General features: G+C 56.8%; 30 protein-coding genes and 2 pseudogenes. 16 read left to right on the top strand and 16 right to left on the bottom strand.

Translation table 11 applies throughout. The features are described from left to right. Nucleotides 1–40 precede the first annotated feature (40 nt). Together PHF15_RS02215 and PHF15_RS02220 are read left to right on the top strand one after the other, a co-directional pair. A complete protein-coding gene (locus PHF15_RS02215) occupies nt 41–1,117 on the top strand; it encodes a beta/gamma crystallin-related protein (RefSeq protein ID WP_300118510.1) in 1,077 nt (358 codons plus the stop codon). Between the two features lie 162 nt (nt 1,118–1,279). After that, on the top strand, nt 1,280–1,879 hold the full coding sequence (locus PHF15_RS02220) for a hypothetical protein (protein WP_300118513.1): 600 nt from the start codon (nt 1,280–1,282) through the stop codon (nt 1,877–1,879). Between the two features lie 37 nt (nt 1,880–1,916). Here PHF15_RS02220 and PHF15_RS02225 read toward each other — a convergent pair whose 3' ends face one another. Continuing rightward, nucleotides 1,917–2,822: a patatin-like phospholipase family protein gene (locus tag PHF15_RS02225; protein WP_300118516.1), complete on the bottom strand. Its 906-nt coding sequence runs from the start codon at nt 2,820–2,822 to the stop codon at nt 1,917–1,919. Between the two features lie 149 nt (nt 2,823–2,971). On the opposite strand from PHF15_RS02225, the gene PHF15_RS02230 reads away from it, so the two are divergent. Next, nucleotides 2,972–4,171, top strand: a complete 1,200-nt coding sequence (locus tag PHF15_RS02230) for an MFS transporter (protein WP_300118519.1) — start codon at nt 2,972–2,974, stop codon at nt 4,169–4,171. Between the two features lie 187 nt (nt 4,172–4,358). Here the strand turns inward: PHF15_RS02230 and PHF15_RS02235 are convergent, their stop codons facing one another. Beyond that, entirely contained in the window at nt 4,359–4,673 is a 315-nt protein-coding gene (locus tag PHF15_RS02235) for a hypothetical protein (RefSeq protein WP_300118522.1), read from the bottom strand. Nucleotides 4,674–4,828: 155 nt separating this feature from the next. Further along, nucleotides 4,829–5,731 carry a cytochrome c gene (locus PHF15_RS02240; protein WP_300118525.1) on the bottom strand — a complete coding sequence of 301 codons (903 nt, stop codon included), beginning with the start codon at nt 5,729–5,731 and terminating at the stop codon, nt 4,829–4,831. A gap of 274 nt (nt 5,732–6,005) precedes the next feature. Between PHF15_RS02240 and PHF15_RS02245 the strand changes: the two genes are divergently transcribed. After that, nucleotides 6,006–6,458 carry a hypothetical protein gene (locus PHF15_RS02245; protein WP_300118527.1) on the top strand — a complete coding sequence of 151 codons (453 nt, stop codon included), beginning with the start codon at nt 6,006–6,008 and terminating at the stop codon, nt 6,456–6,458. Here PHF15_RS02245 and PHF15_RS02250 read toward each other — a convergent pair. The 3 genes from PHF15_RS02250 to PHF15_RS02260 are packed head-to-tail and all read right to left on the bottom strand — an operon-like array spanning nt 6,373 to nt 7,603. Continuing rightward, nucleotides 6,373–7,080 carry a class I SAM-dependent methyltransferase gene (locus PHF15_RS02250; protein WP_300118530.1) on the bottom strand — a complete coding sequence of 236 codons (708 nt, stop codon included), beginning with the start codon at nt 7,078–7,080 and terminating at the stop codon, nt 6,373–6,375. The genes PHF15_RS02245 and PHF15_RS02250 overlap by 86 nt on opposite strands. 6 nt (nt 7,081–7,086) lie before the next feature. After that, the gene (locus PHF15_RS02255; protein ID WP_300118533.1) at nt 7,087–7,431 is read right to left on the bottom strand and encodes a VanZ family protein; all 345 of its coding nucleotides are present in this window, start codon (nt 7,429–7,431) and stop codon (nt 7,087–7,089) included. Beyond that, nucleotides 7,424–7,603 (bottom strand): hypothetical protein, encoded by a 180-nt coding sequence (locus tag PHF15_RS02260; RefSeq protein WP_300118535.1) that lies wholly within the window; start codon nt 7,601–7,603, stop codon nt 7,424–7,426. Before PHF15_RS02260 ends, PHF15_RS02255 begins: the two co-directional genes overlap by 8 nt. A 120-nt stretch (nt 7,604–7,723) precedes the next feature. Here PHF15_RS02260 and PHF15_RS02265 point away from each other — a divergent pair, with 120 nt between their 5' ends. The 3 genes from PHF15_RS02265 to PHF15_RS02275 all read left to right on the top strand — a co-directional run bounded on the left by PHF15_RS02265 (nt 7,724) and on the right by PHF15_RS02275 (nt 9,502). Further along, nucleotides 7,724–7,876, top strand: a complete 153-nt coding sequence (locus PHF15_RS02265; RefSeq protein WP_300118537.1) for a DUF3096 domain-containing protein — start codon at nt 7,724–7,726, stop codon at nt 7,874–7,876. 198 nt (nt 7,877–8,074) lie between these two features. Then, nucleotides 8,075–8,893, top strand: coding sequence for a glycosyltransferase family A protein (locus PHF15_RS02270; protein ID WP_300118539.1), 819 nt, complete (start codon nt 8,075–8,077; stop codon nt 8,891–8,893). Nucleotides 8,894–8,938: 45 nt separating this feature from the next. After that, a complete protein-coding gene (locus PHF15_RS02275) occupies nt 8,939–9,502 on the top strand; it encodes a hypothetical protein (RefSeq protein ID WP_300118541.1) in 564 nt (187 codons plus the stop codon). Here PHF15_RS02275 and PHF15_RS02280 read toward each other — a convergent pair. Together PHF15_RS02280 and PHF15_RS02285 are read right to left on the bottom strand one after the other, a co-directional pair. After that, the gene (locus PHF15_RS02280; protein WP_300118543.1) at nt 9,499–10,143 is read right to left on the bottom strand and encodes a hypothetical protein; all 645 of its coding nucleotides are present in this window, start codon (nt 10,141–10,143) and stop codon (nt 9,499–9,501) included. The genes PHF15_RS02275 and PHF15_RS02280 overlap by 4 nt on opposite strands. 63 nt (nt 10,144–10,206) lie before the next feature. Then, nucleotides 10,207–12,630 carry a glycosyltransferase gene (locus tag PHF15_RS02285; protein ID WP_300118545.1) on the bottom strand — a complete coding sequence of 808 codons (2,424 nt, stop codon included), beginning with the start codon at nt 12,628–12,630 and terminating at the stop codon, nt 10,207–10,209. 159 nt (nt 12,631–12,789) lie between these two features. Between PHF15_RS02285 and PHF15_RS02290 the strand changes: the two genes are divergently transcribed. The 5 genes from PHF15_RS02290 to PHF15_RS02310 all read left to right on the top strand — a co-directional run bounded on the left by PHF15_RS02290 (nt 12,790) and on the right by PHF15_RS02310 (nt 16,757). After that, complete coding sequence (locus tag PHF15_RS02290) at nt 12,790–13,938, top strand: nucleotidyltransferase family protein (RefSeq protein ID WP_300118547.1); 1,149 nt, start codon at nt 12,790–12,792, stop codon at nt 13,936–13,938. 24 nt (nt 13,939–13,962) lie between these two features. Beyond that, nucleotides 13,963–14,241 carry a PqqD family protein gene (locus PHF15_RS02295; protein WP_300118549.1) on the top strand — a complete coding sequence of 93 codons (279 nt, stop codon included), beginning with the start codon at nt 13,963–13,965 and terminating at the stop codon, nt 14,239–14,241. Next, the gene (locus tag PHF15_RS02300; protein ID WP_300118551.1) at nt 14,225–15,070 is read left to right on the top strand and encodes a hypothetical protein; all 846 of its coding nucleotides are present in this window, start codon (nt 14,225–14,227) and stop codon (nt 15,068–15,070) included. The genes PHF15_RS02295 and PHF15_RS02300 overlap by 17 nt, the downstream gene beginning before the upstream one ends. A 39-nt stretch (nt 15,071–15,109) precedes the next feature. Beyond that, complete coding sequence (locus PHF15_RS02305; RefSeq protein ID WP_300118553.1) at nt 15,110–15,856, top strand: VTT domain-containing protein; 747 nt, start codon at nt 15,110–15,112, stop codon at nt 15,854–15,856. 94 nt (nt 15,857–15,950) lie between these two features. After that, nucleotides 15,951–16,757: a hypothetical protein gene (locus PHF15_RS02310; RefSeq protein ID WP_300118555.1), complete on the top strand. Its 807-nt coding sequence runs from the start codon at nt 15,951–15,953 to the stop codon at nt 16,755–16,757. Between the two features lie 63 nt (nt 16,758–16,820). Here the strand turns inward: PHF15_RS02310 and PHF15_RS02315 are convergent, their stop codons facing one another. Then, the gene (locus PHF15_RS02315) at nt 16,821–17,198 is read right to left on the bottom strand and encodes a DUF805 domain-containing protein (RefSeq protein WP_300118557.1); all 378 of its coding nucleotides are present in this window, start codon (nt 17,196–17,198) and stop codon (nt 16,821–16,823) included. 82 nt (nt 17,199–17,280) lie between these two features. Between PHF15_RS02315 and PHF15_RS16955 the strand changes: the two are divergent. After that, nucleotides 17,281–17,367, top strand: a pseudogene (locus tag PHF15_RS16955) (zf-TFIIB domain-containing protein); the annotation flags it as partial. Between the two features lie 101 nt (nt 17,368–17,468). On the opposite strand, the gene PHF15_RS02320 reads toward PHF15_RS16955, so the two are convergent. After that, entirely contained in the window at nt 17,469–17,882 is a 414-nt protein-coding gene (locus PHF15_RS02320) for a type II toxin-antitoxin system VapC family toxin (RefSeq protein WP_300118559.1), read from the bottom strand. An 11-nt stretch (nt 17,883–17,893) separates the two neighbouring features. Beyond that, complete coding sequence (locus tag PHF15_RS02325; protein WP_300118562.1) at nt 17,894–18,154, bottom strand: prevent-host-death protein; 261 nt, start codon at nt 18,152–18,154, stop codon at nt 17,894–17,896. 345 nt (nt 18,155–18,499) lie between these two features. Here PHF15_RS02325 and PHF15_RS02330 point away from each other — a divergent pair, with 345 nt between their 5' ends. Then, the gene (locus PHF15_RS02330) at nt 18,500–19,144 is read left to right on the top strand and encodes a hemerythrin family protein (RefSeq protein ID WP_300118565.1); all 645 of its coding nucleotides are present in this window, start codon (nt 18,500–18,502) and stop codon (nt 19,142–19,144) included. 431 nt (nt 19,145–19,575) lie between these two features. Here the strand turns inward: PHF15_RS02330 and PHF15_RS02335 are convergent, their stop codons facing one another. The 4 genes and pseudogenes from PHF15_RS02335 to PHF15_RS02350 form a co-directional block, all read right to left on the bottom strand. Continuing rightward, the gene (locus tag PHF15_RS02335) at nt 19,576–20,064 is read right to left on the bottom strand and encodes a chromate resistance protein ChrB domain-containing protein (protein ID WP_300118628.1); all 489 of its coding nucleotides are present in this window, start codon (nt 20,062–20,064) and stop codon (nt 19,576–19,578) included. A 27-nt stretch (nt 20,065–20,091) separates the two neighbouring features. Continuing rightward, nucleotides 20,092–20,373, bottom strand: a pseudogene (locus tag PHF15_RS02340) (rhodanese-like domain-containing protein); the annotation flags it as partial. Between the two features lie 18 nt (nt 20,374–20,391). Further along, nucleotides 20,392–21,756 (bottom strand): chromate efflux transporter, encoded by a 1,365-nt coding sequence (gene chrA / locus PHF15_RS02345; RefSeq protein ID WP_300118568.1) that lies wholly within the window; start codon nt 21,754–21,756, stop codon nt 20,392–20,394. Beyond that, nucleotides 21,753–22,688, bottom strand: coding sequence for a chromate resistance protein ChrB domain-containing protein (locus PHF15_RS02350; RefSeq protein ID WP_300118571.1), 936 nt, complete (start codon nt 22,686–22,688; stop codon nt 21,753–21,755). The genes chrA and PHF15_RS02350 overlap by 4 nt, the downstream gene beginning before the upstream one ends. Nucleotides 22,689–23,351: 663 nt before the next feature. Here PHF15_RS02350 and PHF15_RS02355 point away from each other — a divergent pair. Further along, nucleotides 23,352–23,579 (top strand): zinc ribbon domain-containing protein, encoded by a 228-nt coding sequence (locus PHF15_RS02355; RefSeq protein ID WP_300118574.1) that lies wholly within the window; start codon nt 23,352–23,354, stop codon nt 23,577–23,579. Between the two features lie 301 nt (nt 23,580–23,880). Beyond that, entirely contained in the window at nt 23,881–24,285 is a 405-nt protein-coding gene (locus PHF15_RS02360; protein WP_300118577.1) for a hypothetical protein, read from the top strand. A 528-nt stretch (nt 24,286–24,813) separates the two neighbouring features. Here the strand turns inward: PHF15_RS02360 and PHF15_RS02365 are convergent. Beyond that, entirely contained in the window at nt 24,814–25,215 is a 402-nt protein-coding gene (locus PHF15_RS02365; RefSeq protein WP_300118580.1) for a bacteriohemerythrin, read from the bottom strand. Between the last annotated feature and the right edge of the window lie 451 nt (nt 25,216–25,666).

The raw sequence follows: 25,666 nt of genomic DNA on the forward strand, positions 1-25,666 counted from the left end.
CGCATTGGCACCTGGTTACAACTATCTGGAGAAACCATCGATGAAAACCTACTTGAAAAATGCATTGGCGCTCGCGGCGATCGCGGCTGCCACCCAGGCCATGGCACAGGTCACCTTTTTTGAACAGAACGGTTTTCGGGGCCGCTCCTTCACCACCGAGAGCCAGGTCAACAACTTCGAGCGCTACGGGTTCAATGACCGCGCCTCGTCGGTCGTGGTGGCGCGTGAGAGCTGGGAGGTTTGCGAAAACGTCCAGTTCGGCGGTCGTTGTGTCGTGTTGCAGCCCGGCCAGTATCCTTCGCTGGCCGCGATGGGCCTGAACGACCGCGTTTCGTCGGTGCGGGCGGCGCGCAACATGGCACCTGCTCCGGCAGCGCCGCAGGTCACCTTTTACGAGAACGAAGGGTTTACCGGCCGTTCTTTCACCACCGACAGACAGGTCAACAACTTCGCCCGCAACCAGTTCAACGACCGCGCCTCTTCGGTGGTGGTGGCTGGCGGCCCTTGGGAGCTTTGCGAAAACAATCGGTTCAGGGGGCGCTGTGTCGTCCTGCGACCGGGCCAGTACCCTTCGATGAAGGCGATGGGCCTGAACGACCGTGTGTCGTCGGTGCGCGCCGTGAGCCGGGACGCGCGCAATGACAGTGATCGTTATGACCCCCAGCCGATTGCGTCGCCTGACTACCGTCGGCGCAGCAACGAGCGCCTCTACGAGGCCAACGTCACCTCGGTACGTGCCGTGGTTGGAACGCCTGAGCAACGCTGCTGGGTCGAGCCCGGGCAGGTCGCCCAGACGCGAGGCAGCGCCAACATTCCCGGCGCGATTGCAGGCGCGCTGCTTGGCGGCATTCTCGGTCACCAGGTCGGTGGCGGAACCGGCAAGGACCTGGCCACCGCTGGCGGCGCGATTGCCGGGGCCGCGCTGGGCGCCAACGTTGGCCGGAACGGGCAAGCGGCTACGCAGGATGTGCAACGTTGCGAAAACGTTGTCAACCAGCCGCGAGCCCAGTATTGGGATGTCAGCTACAACTTTCGGGGCCAGGAACATCGCACGCAGATGACCACGCCGCCCGGACCCACCGTGACCGTCAACGAGCAGGGCGAGCCCCGCAATTAGCACCTGCTCTACATTCGATCAAGTAAAACGGCCCTTCGGGGCCGTTTTTTTGTGCCGCAGCGCTGCGATTGATCTGGGCGGTGATGGCCAACCTTCGCCGCGCAAACCTCGGCTAAACTGTTCACGCTGATTCATGCCACTTTCCTATAGGGGTACTTTCGTATGTTTGAATTTCTTTTTGGCAGATCCAGGAAAAATCTCAATGCAACGGTTGTTGTTGAACCCGTTGGCGTTCAGCCGAAGAAAAACGACATTCGACTTGAAATGATCCGGCTGGCCCTGAAAAGCGTGCTGCGTCGCTATGGCATTCCCATCCACTGGATCGGCTGCGAGATCGAGCCGATGGCCCCGTCGGGTGATTCGGAGGTGTTGTTGATTCAGTTGGTGCTCCTCAAATGGCACGATGCCTTGATGCGCTACGCACCCGAGCTGCAAAAGCAGTTCCTGACGGAAATTCAATTTTTTGACAACAGTGAACAAGCCGCCACGTTCCTCATTGTCTGGAAATTTGCCCCCGATTGCGGCTGTCCTCATGACAAGCTGCCCGAGGCTGGCTTCTGGGCTGCATCGGCAGAAGAGCCAATGACGCTGGCGCAGCCCGTGCCTGTCACGCCGCTTGTCACTGCAGCAGCACCTGCAGTCACGCTGGTTGCCCCGGCAGCGGTTTTACCCGCCGCAAAATTCGATTTGCCCAAGTCAAAACTCGACGAAGACGAGGGTGATGACGGCTTCCCCGCGACGCAAATTTTCGAGCAAAAGTGAGCTGGCCAGCGCCGCGTGGCGCGCGGGCCTGGCAAGGCTAATTGCGCTCGCCAAACTTTGCCAGCTTGTCCTTGAGCCGCTGCATTTCAAGGCCGGCAGCCTTTTCCCCTTGCATGATGGCCAAGTGGCGGTTTTCAAAATCGACCGAGCCGAGCTTTGAAATATCCGGTCGGATCAGGATGTCGGCAACCGGCTTTTCGTAACGGCGAATCATCTCGCCCATGATGGCCAGGGTTTGCAGCGCCACGTCCATCGTGGTGTCGATGCTGCCATTTGCCGGTTTGTCGGAAATATCAACCGCGATCACAAAGGTGGCACCCATCTCGAAGGCCAGCCTGACCGGCACAGGGCTGACCAGGCCACCATCGACGTACTGGCGCCCGCGGATGCTGATGGGCTGAAACGCCAGCGGAATACTGCTTGAGGCCAGCACCGCGGTGCCGGCATCGCCCGAGCGAAACACGATCGGCTCGCCCGACTGGAGATCGGTGGCAACGGCGCCAAATTTTTTCGGAAATTTTTCGATGGTTTGTCCAGCCACTGTCGTGTTGATGAACTTGGCCAGCGCATCGCCTTTCATGAGCCCGCGATTGGGCATGCCCCAATCGACGAACTGCCACTTGTCGAACGGAATCGCCAACTCCTGCAATTCGAATCCGCTTTTGCCCGACGCATACAGCGCGCCAACCACCGAGCCCGCGCTGGTGCCGATCACGATGTCCGGCACAATGCCCTGTGCTTCCAGCGCCTTGATGACGCCGATATGCGCAAATCCCTTGGCCGAGCCACCGCCCAGCGCCAGGCCGATGACCGGCTTTGCCTTGGGTGCCGTCACGACCGGGGCAGCGGGCGGGGCAGGCGGCGTGCTGCTGCAACCAGTCAAGGTAAAAACTGTGGCAAACAATGCCCCAAGTGCGGCCCAACGGGTCTTTGTAAAGTTCATCTGGAATTGATTCATGGCTGAGTCTTCATCCCCAGGCGGGATGAAGTGAAGTGTGCGTGCCTGCGGCGCTCATTTTAAGGTTGAAGGGCGTCAAAACAATCCGTGAACCCGGCGCACGGCCAGAGCACCGCACGCCATAGAATTCCGCCATGTCCGCCACCAACCTGCGTCTTTTTTTCTTGGGCGACGGCGTGCGGGCCTCCCAACCCATTGTTTGGGTCATTGGATTTTTTGCTTTTCTGAACGTCTATTCCATCCAGGCCGTGTTGCCCATGGTGATGGCGGACTTTCATGCCTCCGCGCTGCAAGCCGGCATGACGGTCGGTGCCACGGTGCTGGCCGTGGGGCTGGTCTCGCCCGTCATGGGCATGCTGTCCGACGCGCTCGGGCGCAGGGGCATCCTGTGCCTGTCCATGTTTACCATGACGGTGCCCACGGCCCTGATACCGATTGCGAACAACCTTGACACCTTGATTGCCCTGCGTTTCTTGCAGGGCCTGGCCGTGCCCGGCATCGTGGTGGTGCTGATCGCCTACATCGCCGAGGAGTTCCGCGATGGCGGCGGGGTGGCCCGCATGACCGCCACCTACGTGGGTGGCACGGTCATGGGCGGCTTTAGCGGCCGCTTCATCACCGGGCATTTGGGCGACCTGTTTGGCTGGCGCGGCGCCTTTGTGACCCTGGCCATCATGAATTTTCTGGGCGCCCTGCTGGTGTTGTGGCTGCTGCCGGCTTCGCGTCACTTCGTTCCCAACCGAAACGTCAGCGGGGCACTCTCCACCTTGTGGCGTCATTTGCATCACAAGCGGCTGATGGCATCCTGCGCCGTGGGTTTTTGCGTGCTGTTTTCCCTGGTGGGCACCTTCACCTACGTCAACCTGTACCTGGCGGCTTCGCCTTTCAATCTTTCAGCCGCCGGTTTGGCCAATGTGTTTGCCGTTTACCTGGTGGGTGCGCTGGTGACTCCGCTGGCCGGGCGCCATATCGACCGCCTGGGTTACATGCGGTCGCTGCTTTGGGGATTGGCCATTTCGGCCGCGGGTTTGCTGTTGACCCTGGTGGCCTCTTTGCCCGTGGTGGTGGTCGGTCTGACCGTGTGCTCGAGCGGCGTCTTTCTGTGCCAGTCCGCCACCATCAGCGCCATTTCAAAAAATGTCAGCGAGGGCCGTTCGTTGGCCACCGGGCTTTACTACATGAGTTATTACGCGGGTGGCGCAGCAGGCTCCTGGGGCGCGGGCTTGGCGTTTGAAGGCTCGGGCTGGATTGGTTCGGTGATGACGATCGCTCTGGTGCAGGCACTGGCAGCGGCCATTGTCATGGCTGTTTGGCGCCAGAAGCAGCCGAACTGAAGTTGACGGCCAAGAATCGGCGACGGCTATGTCAGTGAAACCCACCATAGTCGCAGTGTTATGCCGATCGCATCGCCACGGTCAGCGCGGGCCAGTCTGGCTTCAGGCGTGTGATGCGGTTTTATTCGGTGCGGCAAGCGCCACCGTGACCAGGTGGCTTTTCCAGTCTGCAAAAAAGCCTGGAGCTTCACGCCTTCTTCTTGGCCTTGGCAGGCGCAACGGCTGCGACTTCTTTCAGTGCTTCTTCAAACTCAGCCAACTCATCCGCAATGGAAGCGTATTTTTTGGACTTGGCTCTGTTGTCGATCCAGTTGAGCACGGCCGCGTCCAGGTCTTCCTTGAAATGAGCGAGGGCTGCTGCCTTGACGGTTTTGGTCGCCGTCTTCGAGGTGCTGGACCAAAGGTCAATCAGCTCTGACAGGCCGTTGTCAAAATCGTCAAACGTTTCAAGGTGTTTCCATTGGCCGCTTTGGGCGAACATTTTCTCTTTCGTAAATTGCATGTGTTTAGTTTAAGGGGCGATTCACCGAGGCGCATCTGCGCCGTGTTGGCGCCTTGTCTTTGAGTTCCAGCCGGACACCGGCAAGGTGATCTACGCGACCAGGATTTCACAAGCCCGGATCAATAGGCGGCACCTCGCCCAACCTCCGGCCGCGCTCACTCTGCCGGTGGCACGGTGCGCAGCCAGGCAACAATCGCGTCCAGGTCAGCCTCTTTCAGCCCGCTGTACCAGTAAAAGCCCATGGGTGGCTGCAGTTGTTGGCCATCGCGTGCGACACCCTGCGTGATGGCGCGCTTGATCTCCGCGTCAGTCCAGCGGCCAATACCGGCCTCGGGGTGCGAGGTGATGTTGCGTGAGATGCTGCCGGGCCAGTCGGCCGGGTAGCCCTTGACCAGGTCCGGGCCATAGGGCTTGCCGCCCTTGCCAAGCGCCTGTTCATACAGGGTCTTGCCGTCCTTGAACGGCGTGTGACATTCCATGCAATGACCAATCGTCGCCAGGTAAGCGCCACGCCGCACCGGATTCAGCATGTCGGCCTCGGTGAAGCCTTTTTCAGCATCGGGATACGGCTGGCGCGGGATCTGGCGTTTGTACTCCGGCAGCGGCACCACGTTGCGAACCGGCTGAACAGCTCGCAAGTAAGCAACCACCGCATCCAGATCGCCAGGCGTCATCGCCTTGTAAAAGGCAACCCACATCACGGGTGCCAGCGGCATGTTGGCGAGCCGACCGTGGTCAGGGCGCGCGCCTTGCGTGATCGCGCGCTTGATCTCGTCGTTGCTCCAGTTGCCGATGCCGGTTTCCTTGTCAGGTGTGATGTTGGAAGCCGTGCCTGCAAAAAATGGCGCGTTGAACGACAGTCCGCCTCCGGATAATTCCTTGCCTGCGATCGGACGTCCGTCAGCCGCTTTGGGCGTGTGACAGTTGCCGCAGGCGAGAATGGTGTTGACCAAATAGCTGCCGTGCTCGACGGCACCCGGGCTGGCGGCGCTGGCTGAGCTGGCATGCAATAACGTGCCGACCACCAGTGCGCTACTCAGTTTTAAAAAGACGTTCACAACAACTCCTTCATGTGACTGGGGTCACCGTCTCAGCCACGGGATGTGACATTTTCATTGTGCGCCTCGATAAAGCCCCTCCCCGCGACATGGACACTTTCAGCGCCGCATGGTGTTTGGTCAGAAGCTCTGCAGTGATGTCCTTGGAACTCGCGCGAAAGCCATCCTGGCATTCTCTACCGCTGAGCCCGACCGCGATATTTCTTGAAACGGTTCAGCTTGCGTTCAGGCACCGACGCGCAAGATGTGATCCACACCAACCAAAGGAGTTTTCATGAAACATCTTATTTCCACCAAATCGCTCGCAGCCGTTGCTGTCGCAGTGGGGGCTTTTGCGGCGGCTTCGTCGGCGCACGCCGGCAGCGATGTGTTCTTCTCCATCGGTGTGCAGGTACCAGGCTTCTACGTTCAGCCGGCGCCTGTGTACGTGCAACCCCGGCAGTTCTACACGCCCGCACCCGGCTACTACCAGCGCCATGACAATGGTCGTCGCTATGAAGGGCAGCAATGGCAACGCCGCGGCCCTTACGGCGACCGCGATCGCGATGGCATCGCCAACATCCACGATTCCGACAACCAGCGCAATCAGTGGCGCCAGGCACGCCTTCAAGGGCCTTACGGTGATCTCGACCGCGACGGCATCAGGAACCAGCGCGACATTGATCGTGATGGAGATGGTGTACGCAACCGCTACGACCGCCTTCCGGACAATCCGTACCGCAGGTAACTTTGCGCCACACACTTGCCAGCCACGGCTGCTGCTCGCGCGGCAGGCCCGGCGGCCGATAGTAGTGTTCGAGCTCCACGAACCCGGCCGATGTGACGTAATTGCGCCAGGACGGCCAATCGTGAAAGGCGCCATAGCGGTCACCGTTCCAGCCTTCATGCCCGTCGCCGTGCGGGTTTGAACAAAACAACACGCCGCCGGGCTTTAAGGACAAATGTAGCTCGCTGAGAACGCGCGGGAGCGCCTGACTGGGGATGTGGAACAGCACTGCGTTGGCGAACACACCATCAAAACGGGCGCTCGGCAGGTCCAGTTCGAGGAAGTTCTGCTCCAGCACCTGGCACCCGCTGTGAGCTCGTGCCAATGCGGCCAATGGCGCCGAGCCTTCAAGGCCCGTCACGCGGTGACCAAGCGCGGTCAAGCACATGAGGTCTCGCCCCGGGCCACATCCGAAATCGAGCAGGTCAAGCGGGCAAGGTGCCTCAATGTACTTCAGCATCGCATTGATGTTCTGGCTTACGTCGTGATTGCGGGTGCTCTCCCAGAACCCCTGGGCATTCTGGTTGTAGTACGCCAACGTTTGCGCGGCGAGGCGTTTCAGGTCTTCTGGTGTCGGTTGCATGACAGGTTATCTCATGTGATTTGCAGTGACAGCGCGCAATGCCGCGTACCCAATCAACAAACCTGCGCAATCTGCCACCCAGTCCAGCCAGTCGCCATGCCGCCAGCCGCTGAGGTGTTGCATCACTTCGATGGCGATGCCGAACATCACCAGACCCAGCACCACCCGGCGCGTCTGTCGCGCATAGCCAGCCAGCCCGAACCAGGCCAACGCTGCAAACCCCAGTGCGTGCTGGGCCTTGTCCCAAAAGTGGAACGCCGGTGGAAGACGCTCGGCAGGCATGAGCGAAAGCCACAGTGTGGCCAACACCAGCGCCCAGAACGCCGCTCGCCAGGGCCTGTTGTCAGTCATCGTTACCATCGGGCAACACCACATCGGCCACAGCGCCAACGGTCTTTGCGGCAACTGTGACACCCGTGGCAACCACCGTGACAGCGGCATCGGCCACAGCCACCACGGCGCAGGCCTGAAGGGAAATAACGATGCAGGCCGTGGTGACCCATTTGAAACTGAGGCTGAACATGGGTAGTCGGGTTGGTTTCTAAAAAGCTGTGTTTACAGTACGGTGGCGCACAGACCTGACCTGGGATCTGCTCACATCATGCACACTCACGTACCTATTGATTGACTGGATTGGAATTTTATGAACTTACACCTTGGTCTGACACCTTTGATCTCGCTCGTCGCCGGGATTCTCATTTTGGTCATGCCGAAACTCTTGAACTATATCGTGGCGATCTACCTGATCGCGATCGGTCTGATCGGTCTGTTTGGTACTGGATCGATGCGAATTTAACGAGAGGCGCCGACGCGCCGATTTTGAACGATTTCAGGCTGCTCCCGGTAGCAGCTGTTTTTGATATGCCCTCCATTAACCCGAAGTTCGGTTGAGGGTTACGGTTTATTTCTTGATACTGAAGTTGCGCCTAAACTGTCAAGCCGTGCAGACCCCACTGGATTGCCCCGCATCAGCCCAACTCAACTCAATGAAATCATGACAGCAGTTCCCAGCGTTTCCATGATCGTCCCGATCCGCGCGCCCAGTGAGGCCAGACTTCGCAATCTGGCCTATGTTCTGGACTGGTACCAGCAGATGTCCGACTGGGAACTGCTGGTGGTAGAGCAGGACAGCACCCCCAGACTTGACAGCACCGACTGGCCGTACACCTGCAAAAGAATCTATGTTGTGAACGATGGCCCGTTCAACAAGGGTTGGGGTTTGAACGTCGGGGCCAGGGCTGCGGGCAGCGATGTTCTTTTCTTCTGCGATGCAGATGTGTTGCTGGAACACAGCGCGTTGAAGACGGCAGCCAGCCTGTGCAGTCGCCGCGCCTTGGCCGTCAAGCCTTTTGACAGTTTGATTGACCTGAATTTGGCAGATACCCAGGTGATTTTGTCGCATGAAAAGAGCCCGGATTTTGGACGCACTGATGCGAGCCCCATGCGGGGCAACCGTGAAAAATTGTGTTTCTGTGGCGGCGCTTTCTTTATGCGCCGAAATTTGTACCGCGCGTTGGGCGGTTTTGATGAACGTTTTGTGGGCTGGGGCGCCGAAGACGATGCCATGACACTCAAGATGCAACGCATGACGACCGAGTTGGCAGTGCTCGAAGGCCGTGCGGCCATTCACCTCTGGCATGAGCGTAGCGATGCCAGCACGTTTGCCAGTCCGAATTACCCCAACAATCTGCGCATGCTCAAGGATTTGGCGGTTGCACCGGATGAATCCCTGCGTTTTCAATGCGATTTACAGCGCCAGATGATGGGTAGCCCGGGAAAATACGAGGTCGGAATGGGGCTAAACCCGTTATGATATTCATGCGAACTCGCCAAAACCCCTTATGCAAAGGAACCCACCATGAATACCCAGGATTCTGAAAAGTCGCAAAAAACAGTGTCTGCCCGTCGGCGCTTGTTTCAGATTTTGGCCGTTGGGGGTACTGCTGCGGTTGTTCTGCCCGAAAAATGGGTCAAGCCGGTGGTCGATGCCGTGATTGTGCCGGCGCATGCTGCAGGCAGCGTGGTGCGTGTGCAAGGTATCTTTGGCAATCAAAGCGTGCAGCGTGTAGGTGCCCTTCATCTGTCCAGTCCGTTGGAACGGTTTGCGGGCATGCTGATAGGTTCAGCGCACGCGATCACTCTTCCGACTTGTGGATTAGCCAGCCCCAACAACACTTGCATTTCATTTGTTATCCCGGCACCAGCGGATTCAACGGTTCAGGTGTTCGCCGATGGGACTCAAAATTCCACCGTTATTTATCCTAACAATGTGATCAGTGACGTGACGGTTGGTAGCCTGAGTTTTTCCAGTCTGACCGCCAACTCGACGTATGTCAGCGGACTGATCGGCTCTCCCAACTGCGTCAGCGAAGCATTTTCCTTTCCACGGCAGGCGAATAATGCCTGTATCGTGCCGTTCTAAAACTGGGAAACACCTTGGTGCCTTGTCGGAATTGCCGGATCCACAAAGATTCGGTAACCCATATGACGCAGACGGTGGCAGACCCAGAAGTCCTCTGATAAATAGTCGCCATTCACCACGCCTACCTTGAAAACGTCGTAGTGCACCCGTGCCAAGGGGGTGCCTCTTGACAGCAGGCGCTGGTAGGTGTCGCCGGCCTGCCTGGCCTCTTCCACCAAATCATTGACAGCTTTTCTCGACAGCATAAGGGCAGCTGTGCCGATGCGATCCACCTCATGCAGAGCCCCGTGCTCACCCAAACACAAACCGACATTGAAGATACGTTCACCTCGCTCGTTAAACCCTTTTAGCGGCACTGCGGCACCAATAACATCCACGTCATGTGCCAGCAAACGCTGCACGCCAGTGGCGGGCAGGTAAACATCACCATCAAGAAAAAGCAGGTGCGTGAACTCGGGTTCTTCATGGAACTTGGACAAGATGGCGTTTCGGGCGCGTGTGATCAGGCTCTCGTTGCCAATGGCCGAGATCGTGAAATTGAGTTGCGAGCGGTAATACTCGGAAATCGAATTGAGGTAGTCCAGGTGCACCATGCCGGCATAGGCTGGTGTGCCGATAAGAAGGTTGTACTTGGAGGACATGGTTACTTTTTCACTCGGGTTGATTCAGCGGATTTTCCCATCGACAGGAAACCTGGCATTTTTCTATTGCGATGCATGGATGATTTCCAGGTTCGGCAGCCCCCATGATGCAATGCCCCGGTCTCTCGCGTGCATGGCGAAGCCCTCGGTGTCCAGATAGCCGCGGTAGCTGTAGTCCGGAAACAAAATGCTTTGGCGGTGCAAGCCTGCATCGACCAGCAACATGGTGCCCCCGACACTATCCAGCTCAACACAGTTCTGGCCCCGAAGCTCATCCAGGTACAACCTGCCAGTGCCGCGCGGCGGTTGAATGATGCCATCCAGCAGGTAACGCCATCCCATACCCCTGGCGCCGGGCTTGAACTTGAAGGTGTTGAGATCAAAGGTTTGACCGCCAGGCGTTTGCACGCAGTTGGGTACGACGATGGGTTTTTGCGCCTCAAGTAATTGCGACAGACTGTCCGCGGGATAGTCAATGACATCCGCATCGATCCATAGAACCCATTCCTGCCCGCGGTCTGCCAGCTTGAACAGCCTGTTGCGGCACTTGGAGATCACGCTTCGGCGCGCAAACTGCTTCTCCGCTGCCCAGCGCTCACCCTCTATCCGCAAATTGAAGTGATGACGATACAGGTCAAGGTTTGCAAAATCGCCGCGATGCCGGTGGGCGAGTTCCTGCAAGTGCTCATAAGTACCATCGTCGCTGTCACCTTCCAGGAAGGCCAGGCTCAGCTTGTCACGTGGGTAGTCAAGTCGGGTGGCCAAGTCAAAATAGCCAGGCAAAAAACGGGCGGCATTTTTGATCGGGGTCAGGATCAAAACATGCGGTGTTGGCGCCAATTGGGCGGGTGCCCGCACCGCAGGAGCTGTCTTTTGTGTTGCCAGGCCTGGTTCTGCAGGGCTGCTCTCCCGGCTATCTGGGGGCGCTGCATGCCTCCGGGCTTCGGGAGGCTGCCTTGACTCGCTGTCTGCGGCTGGTTTGGCCGCATGCGCGTCAAGCGCCAACAGGTAACCGTTCAGGTCCAGTCCCTTGCCAAGTTCCTGCATCAGGCGCATGTATTCAAGGCCCGCAAACTGGCGGCTGGCAGATTGCCAGTGAGATTCGAAATGCTCCGACTCGAAGGTGTTGCCTTCATGCACCACATACACATAAAGACGGGACTGATCCAGCAGAACGACTCGCCCGGACTGCACGATTGCTTCGACTACGGGAGTATCTTCACCACGGCGAAGCGCTGGATACAGCCCCATTTTGGATTTAAGGCACAGCATGGAGCCCTCCCACACCCGTTGGTTGGACTCTGCCAGGCGTTGTTGTTTGGGCCACCAGATCACCCAGCGGTTCAAAAAGCAGGCATCGGCCCGCGTGGCCAGCAGGGCGGTCATTTGCATGGCCAGACGTGCGGGGTCATACAGATCATCATCGTCCCATTGGCAAACGTAGCTGCCACGCGACATCGCCACGGCCTGGTTGCGCAAGGCCCCCAGTGAGGAATCCCCATCGGGCAAATGCAGGTAACGGATTCGCGGGTCAGCCAGGGCCTGGAGAAATAGCTCAAGCTCCCGATCACTGCCGTCATCAAGGATCACCAACTCGCACACTGGATAGCTTTGCGCCAGAAAGCCCTTGACGGCGCATACAGCCAGGGCAGACCGGTTGCGGGTGACCATCAGGCACGATACCAGGGGCGATGATTTGCTCAGGGGCGGGCAGTGCCGCGCATGCAGCGTTGACTCCGCAATAACTCTGCCGCCTTCAACAACCGCCATGCCGGCCACGGCGCTGGGAAGCGGTGGCACCTCGAGCGAATCCCGCCACCAAGTGCCAGCCCAGTGGTGCATGGCAAGCGCACCATGGGTCACCTGGCGCCAGTTCTCCAGAGGAAACAACCGCCCCTCGGAGCAATCGTGCACATCGGCCGGATAAAACATCTCGGGTGCTGTCACTTCTACCCGGGCTGCTCCCTGGTAGCTGTCCACCGCCCGGGTCAGCATAAAAGGCCCGGTGGCATCCAGTGGGCCGGACTGGTCGCGCGCCTCCACCATGCACTCGATCACATGATCCCAAAACGGGTGCTGGGGCGGTGAGGCCATCAACGCATTGCAGACCACTCTTTGCATGCCCTTGTGCAACACCTGATGCTCGCGAACATGCGATGCCGGCTCGAGACCTAATACAACGCTCTGCGTCTTCAGGATATCGTCAAAGGGTGCAAAGCACTCAAAGTCCAGATCGACATACAGCCCGCCAAAGTGCTTCAGCAAAAAATAACGTATCGCGTCGGCGCGGCAGATGGGGTTACGGTAAGCATCGAAGACGGACAGAAACGCCGGGTAATGTTCTGCCAGGAAAGTACGGTTATCGGCATCGCTCCAGAGCCGATATTCCCAGCCGGGATGGTGCTTTAACCAGGTGTCGCGCAGATACACAAAGCGTCGCGGGATTTCTTTGGTTTTCCAGGTCTGGTGAATAATGTGGGGGATCATGGTGCAGGTTCCAGAGCGTGGGTGTCGAGCAGGATTTTGACACGCCCACACTCTGGGCTGTGCAACGGTGCAAGCCATGCCAATCATCATGTATTCCTGAAGAGGCCAGCGGTTTTCGACTATTCTTCCCGCATCAAGACTACACCACTGAACGCCAGCATGTCCGCCCATCACTACAGCCTGTTCGGCCTGATTTGTTCCCCCCAACTCAGCGAGCAACGGGCCCATCTTTTGTCCGACAAGATGGCGCAAGTGAGCGAATGGGCCATGGTGCCCAGGATGGCCGCCAGGCAACAGGTGGGCCCGCTGTTTTACTGGCATCTGAAGGCGTACGGCCTTGCCTACCCGCAACCGATTCGCCGGGCCATGGCCGCCATGTATGCGCGTCAAAAATCTGTCGCTGCCGTGCAGGCCGAGACCTTGGCTGAAATCATCAAAACCTTCGCGGATGCCGGTGTGGAGGCCGTGGTGATCAAGGGTGGCGCGGTGGCGCACATCGTCTATGCCGAGCCTGGGCTCAGACCCATGGAAGACCTCGATATTCTGGTCAACCCGCTGCAGGCAAACATCGCGCACGCCCTGTTGCTGGAACTGGGTTTTCATGCCCCGCTGCCGACCAGCCGCTACGACTTGCTGCAACATCACTTGCCGCTGGCCCAGCGCACCCGGGAGGACATCACTGTCAATGTTGAATTGCACACGACGGCTTTCAACTTGCTGATGCAAGACAAGCTGGCAATGGCCAATCTGCTGCGCCCGTTGCACGCCTATACCGTGTTGGGGCAAACCGTGCAGTCCCTCAATCCGGTGCAAATGCTGTGGATGCAGTATCTTGGCCTGCGCAAGCTGGCCGAGCCATTGCGATATATCCACCTGGCGGATCTGGTTGGCATGGCCGAGCGTCTGGTGAACGACATCGATTGGCCGCGTTTGCATCACGACTACCCTGATATTTGGAATGCCTATGAGGCAATCCATGCGTTCTCACCCCTGAACAGCACCGTGTGTGAACGGCTTGGCCTGCAGCCTGATGCCCCGTCCAAACTTGCCTGCATCGGGGACGACTACCAGGGCTGGCCCCGGCAGGGGTTCAGTCACCTGCAAAGTGGCCGCGACAAGCGCCGCCTGATGCGCCAGTCCTTGTGTCCGCCGGAGTGGTGGGCCAGGCTGGTGTACGGGGTGCGCACACCCCGCAGCATGATGCGTATTTTGTTTTACCATCACCCGGCCAACTTCTTTCAGCAAGGGGTGCGCCGCCTGTACCTCGGCCCCGTAAATTCGCTGGGCTTTTTCAAAGGCCCGACTTGACCAACTCAACCGCAGGAACGCACGATGAACCTACTCGATAACAGCTGGCGCCCCAAAGATGGACTGGAGGTAGAAGATATCGGCGACGAAGTTCTCATCTATCTCACGGGTGACGACAAAACTCTTTATTTGAACGACACCGCGGCCCTCGTCTGGCGGCTATGTGACGGTACGCGAACCGGCACCGAGATTGTCAAACTGCTGATCGAAGCCTACCCGGACGCTGAGCCAGAGATTCAATCTCAAGTTCTGGAGGCGCTCTCGGATTTCATGACGCGGGGCATTGTTGAAAGTGGCCCTTGATTTGAAGTACCGCGTGGGGGTCGCGTTCGCTGGCAATGAACTTCTGATTCGTACTGACAGCCATTTGGTTGAAAAAATGGCAGCATCTGTGTTCCAACATCATGTGTCCCCTTCAGTCGATCAAAACTGCGCAGCGATCGATGTTGTGCAGCAAGAAGGTGCCGGCGACTTTCTTCTGATGGTCGAAGGGCAACTTGCCGGGATTGCCAGTAGTGTTGCCGAGTTGCCGGTCATGCTGATGCAACTTGGACAACGCCTGCTTGTATTCAAGGAAGCCCGTCAAGCCATGTTGCATGCAGCCGTGCTGGCCAAAAATGGGCGCGGTTTCTTGTTTCCGGCTGTCGCCGGTTCGGGCAAAACCACCTTGACAGCCTGGCTGCTAGGCCAAGGCTACGGTCTTTTGTCTGATGAATTGACATCGATTGGAGAGGGCGATGACCTGGATGGCTTTACCCGTCCGCTCAACATAAAACCAGGCAGTCGGGCGCTGGTGGCTGGCTTTGACTGGATGGGTGCGGCACTGGCGCGGTCCGTCCTTTCGAGTGACGTCACGCTTGTTTCATGGGATCGGTCCCCGGTGAAAAACCTGTCCGCCTCCATCATCGTTTTCCCCTCCTATGCGGCTGGGAGCCCTTGCGAAGTTGAAAGCTTGAGCCAAGGGCCTTGCGCCAGAAATCTGATGGGTAGTTTGTTGAACGCCCGCAACCTGCCCAAGCATGGCCTTTCTTTTGCCATGCATCTTGCCGGCACATGCCCCAGCTACCGGGTAAGGTATTCCCGTCTTCAGGATGTCTCCACTTGGTTGGATCAAATTTTGGCCGACACCTGAAAGGATAAACTCAAGCCGGAATCACAACCCGAACGCTTGATGCCCACGCCGCCCGCTCCCCCTACGCCGCAGCCTCAGGGCCTGACCAAAGACGCCGCTGTGGCAAAGGCCGGGCGCTGGGGCTCGGCAACCGAGATTTCGCGGCGCGTTGGAATCTTGATCGCCGTCCTGCTCCTCACCGGGCTGCTGGCCTTGTCCGACACCGTTCACCGCCAGATCGTCGCCGGCCTTGCGCTGGCCGAACCGGTCATCGCCCAGCACCCTGTTCTGGGCGCCCTGATTTTCATGGGGCTGGCCGCTCTCTCGGCCATGCTGGTGTTCTTCTCCGGCGTGCTGCTCGTCCCCATTGGCGTGCAAGCCTGGGGCGAGACGGGTTGTTTCCTCATGTTATGGAGCGGCTGGTGTCTGGGTGGACTCGTCACCTACGCCATTGGTCGCCGCCTGAAACGCCCCGCCGTGCAGCGCATGTTGTCCGGTGGAATGATCGACCGCTACGAAAACCGAATTCCCGAAGGAGGCTCCTTCGTCACCGCCGTGCTGGTGCAACTGGCGGTTCCGTCAGACGTTTCGGGCTACTTCTTCGGGCTTCTCGGCTACCCGTTTCGCGTCTATTTGGGGGCGCTGATGCTCACTGAAATTCCGTACGCGCTGGGTACGGTTTTTCTCGGTAGCGCCTTTATCCAAAAACAATATGTGCTGCTGCTCACGGCTTCCGGTGTGGCGCTTGTCGCACTGGGCCTGGCCTGGCTGCATCGATGGCGGCACAAGCGGGCATCCTCCTCATAACCGACCGCCGCCACGGACTGTTATGGCCTATGGCAAATCAGTGGCAAGGTGATGATTCGGTTGCCGCTTTTTTATTTCAGAAAGGAACTGGGCAATGAAATACTTCCGAACGATGCTGCGCTTCATCATGGCAGTCTTGATGACGTGCGCAGTTCCTGCTTGTGCAGCAGTCTGGGAGGATGCGACCGGACCTTATGCAACAATAGTTATCGGTGATACGGGACCCGAAAACACGTACTACATCTATCGTCCCCAGACGCTGAGATCTAACGCGCATCCCGTCGCTGTATTTTGTGTTGGGTCAGGCTCACATCCCAGGAATTACGAAGCCTTGCTCACGTCCCTGGCGTCACATGGAGTCATAGTAATTGCCAGCACAGATCCGTATCAGTGGGATGGCGTCAAAGCCAGTGCTGGTGTCAATTGGCTTATGGCGCAAAACCAGACAGGTAAAAGTGACTACTATCAAAAACTCATTCCATCCAAGGTGCTTGCCATCGGGCATTCTGTGGGTGGAAATGGAGCCGTGTTGGCCTCCATCAAGAATTCAAAAATAACGAGCCTTCTTCTCTACGCACCTTCCTTGGAACTTGCAAATTCACCTGACCTATTGGTGCCCACTTTCTACATCGCAGGTTCTCTCGACACCACGATACCGCCTCATCTTGTAAAGGCCAGATATCAGGACGAAAAAAAAGCGCCTGGTTGGTATGGAGAAAATACCAATCAAGGTCACATCGGATTCGCAAGAAACCCATCGGTTCAATACTACACGAGGGCATGGGTATACACCCAGCTCTTTGGCGATTCGGGGACCGCAAGAGGATCCTTCTACGGACCCGATTGGACGTTCAAGAACGCAGCAACTTGGCGCGACCAGTTGAAGAACAACAGTGAATAGTGATTTTTGCAGTCGAATGGCTGTCACTCTTACGGCAACTCAAGCCGAGGTTTGAGTTACCGGCTATGCAAAACGATTTGGACTTTTGCTTTCCTGCACGCACCAATAAATGAGCAGTATCCAGCCAATAACGGGAATGATGGCCCAAAGTTGAAACCAACCGCTTCTATCTGTGTCGTGGAGCCGTCTTGTGACGACTGCGAAGTAGGGTAAGAGCGTGGCTACTGAAAAGACCGCTGACAGCTTGTCACTGATGATGCCTAGCGCGATTGTCGTAATGAAAACAAATAACACCCACCACCATAGTTCGGACTTTGTCGCGCAGCCCTTGAAGTCAGCATATTTTGAGAAGCATGTGCGAATTGATTCGGTAAAGGTCATAGCACCCTCGATATTTGAGATGGTGCCCGATGTTAGCGCGTAAGGTTTGACTTTGCTCACGCACGCAATGGTGGACCCGTTGGTTGGGCCACTGCTGGGGCATGCCAGCTGGCAGGCTTACAGAAGCTCGGTGCGCTAGCCGTTAATTGACTACTGTCCGCAATGCCCAGGTGCTTGGCTTGACCGGGGGGGAACTCGACAAGCTGATCTAAGTGAAATGTTTGACTGATCGAGTTGGGTTCGCTCGTCGCCGGTTGTAGTGAACAGCTCGCCGGTGAGGCACAAAAGGCCATCGACCATCTGCAGTGAATCGTTGTTGTGTCAAATTGGCTAAGCCAAGAACGGATCGATCAGCTTCGTGCCCGTACCTGCAAAGTCCGCTACGTTGCGTGTTACCACCGTCATACCATGCTCCAAAGCCGTGGCAGCAATCATGGCATCACGTTTAGACTTCGGATCTGGCACATGCATCGCCGCGCATAACGTGGCTGTGGCTCCTGAGAATGGCAATATACGATCTGCAAAGTTTGCCTTTACCCCATTCAGCCAGACGCGCAATGCACTGCCTTGTGGTGGTATGCGGCGCTCCAGCGCCAAAACCCCCTTTTCCAGTTCCAGTATGCTGATGGCGGAAATAAACAAATGGCTGACCGGCTTGTCCGAAGCCCATGCACGCACTTCCAGAGACTGATTCGGTTTTCCGTGACGCAACTCCGAGATGACGTTCGTATCCAAAACATACATATATTCTGGCCTCAAAGCAGATCAGCGACACTTATTTCTACCCGTACTTTCTTTGGTTCGAACTCTATGCCTTCGCCACCCGGAATCGAATCCATCAAGTCCAAAAGTGATACGTCCTGCTTTCCCGTGAGCTCGTAATAGTCTTGAATTTTGAGCAAAGCAAACGCCGGTCGCCCCCTGTCGGTGATGAACACAGGACCTTGCGCTGCTGCCCGTTTGGCTGCGCCAACATCTCGGGTGAACTCACGACTTGAACAGGTGTGCACGCTCATCTTAATTCTCCTGATCGGTTAATGTTTGTATGTTATGACATTCTCAGAAAAAATCAAGGAAAAGCCCTACAGTCATCCAATTGTCGGCTGCTTTCCTGCCCGGAGTTGCACCGGGCATCCGGAAAGCTGGCTGTACTGAACGGCTCTCATTGAAACCCAAAGGGCGAAGACTGAGGCTGAGCTATTCAGGCGGTAAAAAGCTGATGTAGCGTGAGCGGCACCCAATCTTAAGGTTTGCTTCAGTCAAACCCTTGACTTTGCAGTTTCGTCGCCACAAACGGTTGCTTTTTTTTGCGCTTTCTGGACAATGCTCCAAGCGCTCCACCTGCAACGGATGACACTCAGATGATGAACACGCACCGGGTTTATCCCGCTTGGCTCTACAACTCCTTGGCTTATGTTTACTGCTTTGCCGGGATACTTACTTTTGTTATGCTTCCGGGCGCCATGGGGGCCGTCAGCGGTGGCATGCTGATACTGGCCGGTGCGGCGGTATGGGTACTTCGCTACAAGTACCGCAAAGAGTTCACTCAATACGAGAAACACCTTGCCAATGAATCTGTACTGCATTCACAAAACCTACCACCAGGAGGTCTGATCCAGATGTCCTGGAGCAAAAGGTACGAATGCGGTCACGATTTGATTGATGGGCAACACCGCCGCTTGTTTGGCCTTGCCAATGAGACCATAGAGGCCATTCTTGAAAACCAACCCAATCCATCTGCTGGCACCCTTCTAAGGAAAACGATTGAGCACATGAGCCAACATTTTTCCACCGAGGAGTTCATTCTGGCAGAGGTGAAAGACCCCCACCTGGTTGAGCATCAAGCGCAACATCAAACGCTCATGGACAAGGCAACGACACTCTTTCAGCAACACCAAAGGGGCGAACTGGACCATCGCACACTCGTGTCATTCCTGGCAGTCGACGTCATCGCCGGGCATATTTTGAAGGAAGAATTTCCATGGCCTCGGGTTCAACCAAGCTGACCTGAAGCGTCCCGGTCAAGCGAAATTTCCTCGCTTTAATTCGCGGCTTCGATCAGTGGCCCAAAGCCACCCACCAATGCCAGCTTCCGGGAAGTTCAATGGTCACCTCCACTTTCTCAAAGACCCGATCAACCCTGAACGTGTGGAAGCGGCTATGCGGGTTCAGGCTGGGCTTGGCGGCGACTGGCCGTCTGAGCCCGCCTGTTGGTACCGACCTCGGATTGAGCCAGTTTCACTTGGTATGCCGACGCGGCGGTGAGCCAAGACTTTCCGACGGGAGACAGCGCCAGCGTTGAGGACTTGGGCTCGACGCGCGGCTCAACGAAATGTCGGCGCGGTGGCTCAGTCGGCGATCGGCACTAACACGGGGGCTTAGAAAGTTCGACCACTCGCTCCAACGCAACGGATTCAGCAGTTAAAACTGATTTCTTCTAGGCCGCTACATCTTTGGGGGGCCATTTGTGGGTTTCGCTTTGACAGTCCCGGCACCATGCATAGAGAGCGTCATACATGACCTTGCCATGTCGAAGCATTTCATGATCATTGGCAAAGATTTGTGACAGGCCGAGTGACAGCGCATACAGCCCCGCTGACTGTGGGGTGAGGTCGAGTCGGGAGGTGTCTGCGCCGCGCACGATCAAAGCAAGCTGTTGGAGTGCTGGATCATGCAGACCATACTTGTCCAGGAACGCATCGAAACTGCACAGCTCGCCAATGTGGGAGAGTTCAACATCGGGAATGTCATAGGGAATTGCGCCGGTTTCGTGCGCCACTCGGGGTACATCGATGGCCGGCACATAGAGGAATTCGGCCTGTGGGTCGATGAACCGGGCCACCAGCCACGGGCATGCAATGCGATCAATTTTTGGGCGCTCGCGTGTGACCCATTTTGTGCTGCTGACGCTTGCGATTTCTACCATAGGCAGGCCGACCGTTTGCCATTCAGAAAAACCACCTTCCAAATACCTTGCATCCTTGCCCATGGCACGCAAAGCAGCGGTGAGGCCTTGGCTGATTTCGTGTCCGTGAACACAAAAAAACACCACCGGCTCTGACAAGGCGGCCACTTCGTCTTTCCAGTTCAGCCATTGTGCGGGGTCGCGCCAAATTGATTTGGCGATGGTCATGCCAGAGGCTTGGCGTGCACTTTCTCTGCGGACATCGATGAGAACTGGCTGCTTGGGCTCCATCAGGCAGCCGGACAAGGTGGCAACTGAAATAGCCTTCATGGTGTTCTCCAGCACAGGTTAAAAAAGTCGTGTGAGCAAGCCCGCCACCGCACTGGCGGCGATGACATGGATCACATTGCGCTTGAAGCGAAACAAGGCGACGCCGGCACCCAGTGCGATCAGTGCGGAGACCCAATCAAAACTCCCGCCAAACCCCTTGGGCCATAAGACGTGGTAGGCAAAGAAAAGGGCCAGATTCAGAATCACGCCCCCCACGGCCGCGGTGATGGCTGTCAACGGTGCGGTGAACTTGAGGTCACCGTGGGTGCTTTCCACCAAAGGGCCGCCCGCCAGGATGAACAAAAACGAGGGTAAAAAGGTGAACCACGTCACCAAACTGGCCGCCACGGCCCCCGCCAGAAACAGGGCATCCGGGCCGAACAAGGCCTTGACATAACCACCCACGAAGCCGACAAAAGCCACCACCATGATGAGTGGCCCCGGTGTTGTTTCCCCCAGGGCAAGGCCATCAATCATTTGTGTCGCTGTGAGCCATCCATAATGACTCACCGCTCCCTGGTACACATAGGGCAGCACAGCATATGCACCGCCAAACGTCAGCAACGCGGCTTTGGTGAAGAACCAACCCATCTGTGTCAGCGGGTGGCCCCAGCCGTAGCTTGTGGTCAGCAATCCCATTGGCACGAGCCAAAGCAAGGCACCCATCCCGATCACTTGTGATAGTCGAAGCCAATGAAATTTGGCATGTTCCGGCGTGGGTGTGTGATCGTCGATGAGCGCTGGGCCAAAGGACTTGTCGGCCTTGCCATGTCCGCCCCCGGACTTGAACTTGTCGGGTGCGATCCGACCGCCGACATAACCTACCAAGGCAGCCGCCGCAACGATGGCTGGAAATGGGATGTTGGCGACAAAAATGGCGACGAAAGAGGCCGCTGCAATTCCCCACAACCAGTTGTTCCTGAGCGCGCGGGAGCCAATGCGGTGTGCCGCCTGAATCACGATGGCCGTCACAGCCGGCTTGATGCCATAGAACAAGCCCGCAACCAGCGGCATTTCACCGAAGGCGATGTACACCCACGACAGCACGATCAGTATCAAGAGTGAAGGAAGAACAAACAATGCGCCGGCCACGATGCCACCCCAGGTCCGGTGCATCAGCCAGCCGATATAGGTGGCCAACTGCTGTGCTTCCGGGCCGGGGAGCATCATGCAATAGTTCAGTGCATGAAGGAAACGCTGTTCAGAAATCCAACGCCGGTTTTCCACCAGTTCCTGGTGCATGATCGAAATTTGCCCGGCTGGCCCACCGAAACTGATGAAACCCAGCTTGAGCCAGAACGCAAATGCCTGCCAGAAGCTCACCGGCTGGGGTGGGGACGCCGATGGCACGGCCTCATGCGTCACGGGTTGGTTCGTCTTCATTGACTTGCCTGCCCCAAGCTGATCAACAGTCCGTCGAACACAACTGAGGCGGCCATCAACAGTTGGTCATCGTTCGAGATGCTTTCGCGCATGCCATTCAATACGCTCTCAATGCCTGCTGCTTCCGGGGGCTGCACGCCACCCACATCGAGGTAGTGCACCAGCAGGCCAAGGCGAGCGATTGCGGGTTGATCAAGTCCGAAGCTCGCCGCCAGCACTTCAAAGGTGACCCGGCTACCCATGTGGCTGAATGTTGCACCGTCAAAGTCGAATCCGATGGCGTCTGGCGGGCAGTCTGCGGGGCTGGCCAGCCACAGCAGGCGCGCTTGCGGGTCAATAAACTGCCGAATCAACCACGCACTGGCCAATCGATCAACCCATGGGCGTTGCCGCGTGGCCCAGAGACGGCATTGATAGTCTGTCATGTGAAGACGCGCAATGCGCCCGTCCTGGGCATGGGGTTCATCTGGCGACAGGGCGCACGCACAGGTCAACTCCAGTTCACGCAAGGCGTTATCGACTTGTCGCTGGGCCTCTGCGGGAAAGAAGTCCGTTGGGACAAGATTGGCAAAGGATTTGCGCAGCTTGCGTGTCTTTCGCAATACGTCTTGCACGGTATCTGTTGTCAGCTGCTGTTTGACCTGATCGACCTCGGACAACAATGCGGCGAAGTCACTGCTGCGATCAAACAGCGCTGCGAAGTTGGCTCCTTCGGGTTCCTCCACACGCAATACATGAGCGCTGCCGCCGCCATCGCGTACTTCAAAGGCTAGGCCCTCCAGGGTGACACGGCAGCTTTCGCGCTCTGGCATTAGGTAAACCCCGTCCCTCAGCACGGCGGCACCGGATGCTTTGAGGGCGCGCCAAGTGCGTTGGCGCAAGGTGGCGTTCTCGGTGGGCAGAGTTGTGATGAGCGACAGCCATTTAGTCATGAACTGAAGTCTACATTATTGTAGAATTCATGTCAATATATTTTGAATGTCTATGTGCGAATCAAAAAACCGTTTTGTTGGCACCCTGTTGGTACCGACCTCGGATTGAGCCAGTTTCACTTGGTATGCCGACGCGGCGGTGAGCCAAGACTTTCCGACGGGAGACAGCGCCAGCGTTGAGGACTTGGGCTCGACGCGCGGCTCAACGAAATGTCGGCGCGGTGGCTCAGTCGGCGATCGGCACTAACAAACGGGCTCAATTTCAGCACTCGCTGGCCTTGCCAATGATCCTAGTAAATATCAGGTCTCAGCCCCGGTGCAACCAGGTAATAGTGGAGGCGCTGTCCTTGACGAATCGGGTCTAGTCGTAGGGGTTGTTCAAAGCAAACTTGACGCTATGCGATCACTGAAGATAACTGGGGACATTCCTCAGAACATCAATTTCGCGATCAAATCCTCTGTCGCACAGAACTTCTTGGAAGCACAGGGCGTTAAATACAGTGAAAGGCCTCAGACTGCTGCACGGAAAGCCAGTTCAATTGCAGACGATGCCATGCAGTTCACGGTTCTGATTGCCTGTTTTGAATGAGCTGAGAAGAGCTTTCCATGGTCTGCTGACGCTGTGGTGGGAGATCGATAATTCGGCAACGACTTGGAGTAAAGATGCCAATCTACGAATATGTCTGTGGTGACTGTGGAACCGAATTCGAAGCACTGGTGCGTTCCGACACGACCCCGGAATGCCCAAGCTGCCACTCAAATAAGCTGGAAAAATTGTTATCGGTGTTCGCCACTACCAACTCATCAGAGCGTGCTGCACCGCCTATGCCAAGCCCATGTGGAGGATGTCCAAATGCTGGCGGACCAGGATCCTGTGCCTTTAACCACTAGATTTGACAAAGCGCACTGATCAAGTTGAAAGTCTGCAATGGATCGCTGCGTAATTCGGCAGTGCAGCGTGACCTGTCGGTCACCAGTGCCCGCTGCTGGGCAAACCAATTCCTTGGGTTGGGCTGCAAATCAGCACCCGCTCGTCATGGCCCAGCGACCACCGCGATTGGCGGGGTCGTCCATTGTTCTCATATTTATGCCTTCACTTGCGCTTTATCAATCAGGGGTATCTGCGAGTCACCTATGCTGATACCGCACCCTGCACAGGGCTGGTCAACCAAATGCCACGAGGAAAACTGCTATGAACAAGAAACTCGCATTAGCCATTGCCGGAATAGTTCTCACGGCCACGTGTTCTCTATCAGCGAATGCTCAAGACCTGAAGGCTTTATTGCTTAAGCCTGCCAATGGGTGGGTTATTGAATGGAGCAATCCCGATACACGCAACAGCGGGGCAACCGAAGCCATATTTGTGGATAGCGGGAAAGACATCGTAGCGAAGCTCAATGTCATCGCGACGGGTATAAACACCAGCGGTCTTATGCGTTGTGAGCGCAACGTAACGATTGCTGCGGACACCGTCAGATTCTCCGGTTGTAGAGAGCGCAATATCGTCCTTTCGTTTGATCCTGATGATGCGACCTACCCACTTAAGTCAAAAGATAGATCGGAGACTGGCTATATGTATAAGGCCAAGGTCAAGTAGTCGGTGACGATAGCGGAGCGCATCCCACTACGCCCCGGTTGGTCAACGGCGAGCGCGCCCTCGCACGAAATCATCGCCAGATTGCCGATTGAAGAGTTGCCAACTGGTGTCAATGTCCGATTCGCAGGAGACACTTTCGGAGGTTGACTGACTCGTGTGGGTCTGAAGTTGCCTCACAAAATTCAGCCAGATTTGCCCACCTTGTCGTCATTCACCCCATCTCAATGACCCTAGCCACATCACTACGGCAGTCAGAGCACAACCCCTGCAGCGCCAAGTCCCCTCCCATGACTGTCCCGGTAAAGTCAGTAATGGTCACCTCATGGCTGCAGTGGACGCACCAGACGTTGGACAGCAGTAGCTTCTTGGCGTCGACTGGCACTTTGGCCCATAGTTTGGCAGCAGGGCGGGTGAACTTGGGGATTGATTCGACGTTCATGGTTTAGCTGTGTGGACGCAATCTTCCCAAAGCAGTACATCGCAGCGGCTACTAAATCGCCGGTACCCCGAGTACGTCCAAGAAAACGCCTACATCACATGAGAAAGATAAGAGCCCAATCGCCCATCTGCGGTGAGGATATGCACGGTTAACCAACGCTCCAGAAATTGGATATGTTCATCCGCGAAGGGCTTGCCCGACCCAACTATCTCCTGCTGCAGTTCCCTGGTGCTTTGAATCAATTCCTGGTGCTCGGCTTTGTGCTCTTCATATTCCTGATAACGATACTTCAGCATCAACCGCTCCTCGTGACTGAAATGCCAGACCGTACAGTTGATCAACTCTTCCAATGTCGCCGCAAGATATTCTTTGGATTCCCCATCCGTGAGGGCATGGTTGAGAATGTTGAAGATATGGATCAGCTTGCGATGATCTTCATCGATCTCATCGACGCCGACACTCAGTACGTTGTCCCAAACCAGATCTTTCACAATCATTCTCCTGCGTCAATTACCAAGGCCCGACATGGGGACTGGTTCACATAAATCCGCCCCGCTTCGGAAGACACTGCCGGGTCGAGGGCGATGGTCGCCTTGATCGAACCAGGCCGCGACCGTAACTAGCCCGACCTGCCGTTGCGCGGCCCAAGTAAATACCACATAGGTGAACTTGGATGAAGGCATGGGTTGGCATTGTGACGAATGCAGGAATTATGCAGGCAACGAAACAGTTGGTGACCAAAGTGCCTCCCGCCATACCCCCCGATGCCCACCAACCGAACCAATGCAGAACCCAAACGGCACGCAATGACCAGACCTGGACGTAAAAAAGCCCCAACGATTTCTCGTAAGGGCTTCATTCACTAGCGTATATTGGCTCCTCGACCTGGGCTCGAACCAGGGACCTACGGATTAACAGTCCGGCGCTCTACCAACTGAGCTA

Source organism: Rhodoferax sp., assembly GCF_028689295.1.
Lineage (GTDB): Bacteria > Pseudomonadota > Gammaproteobacteria > Burkholderiales > Burkholderiaceae_C > Rhodoferax.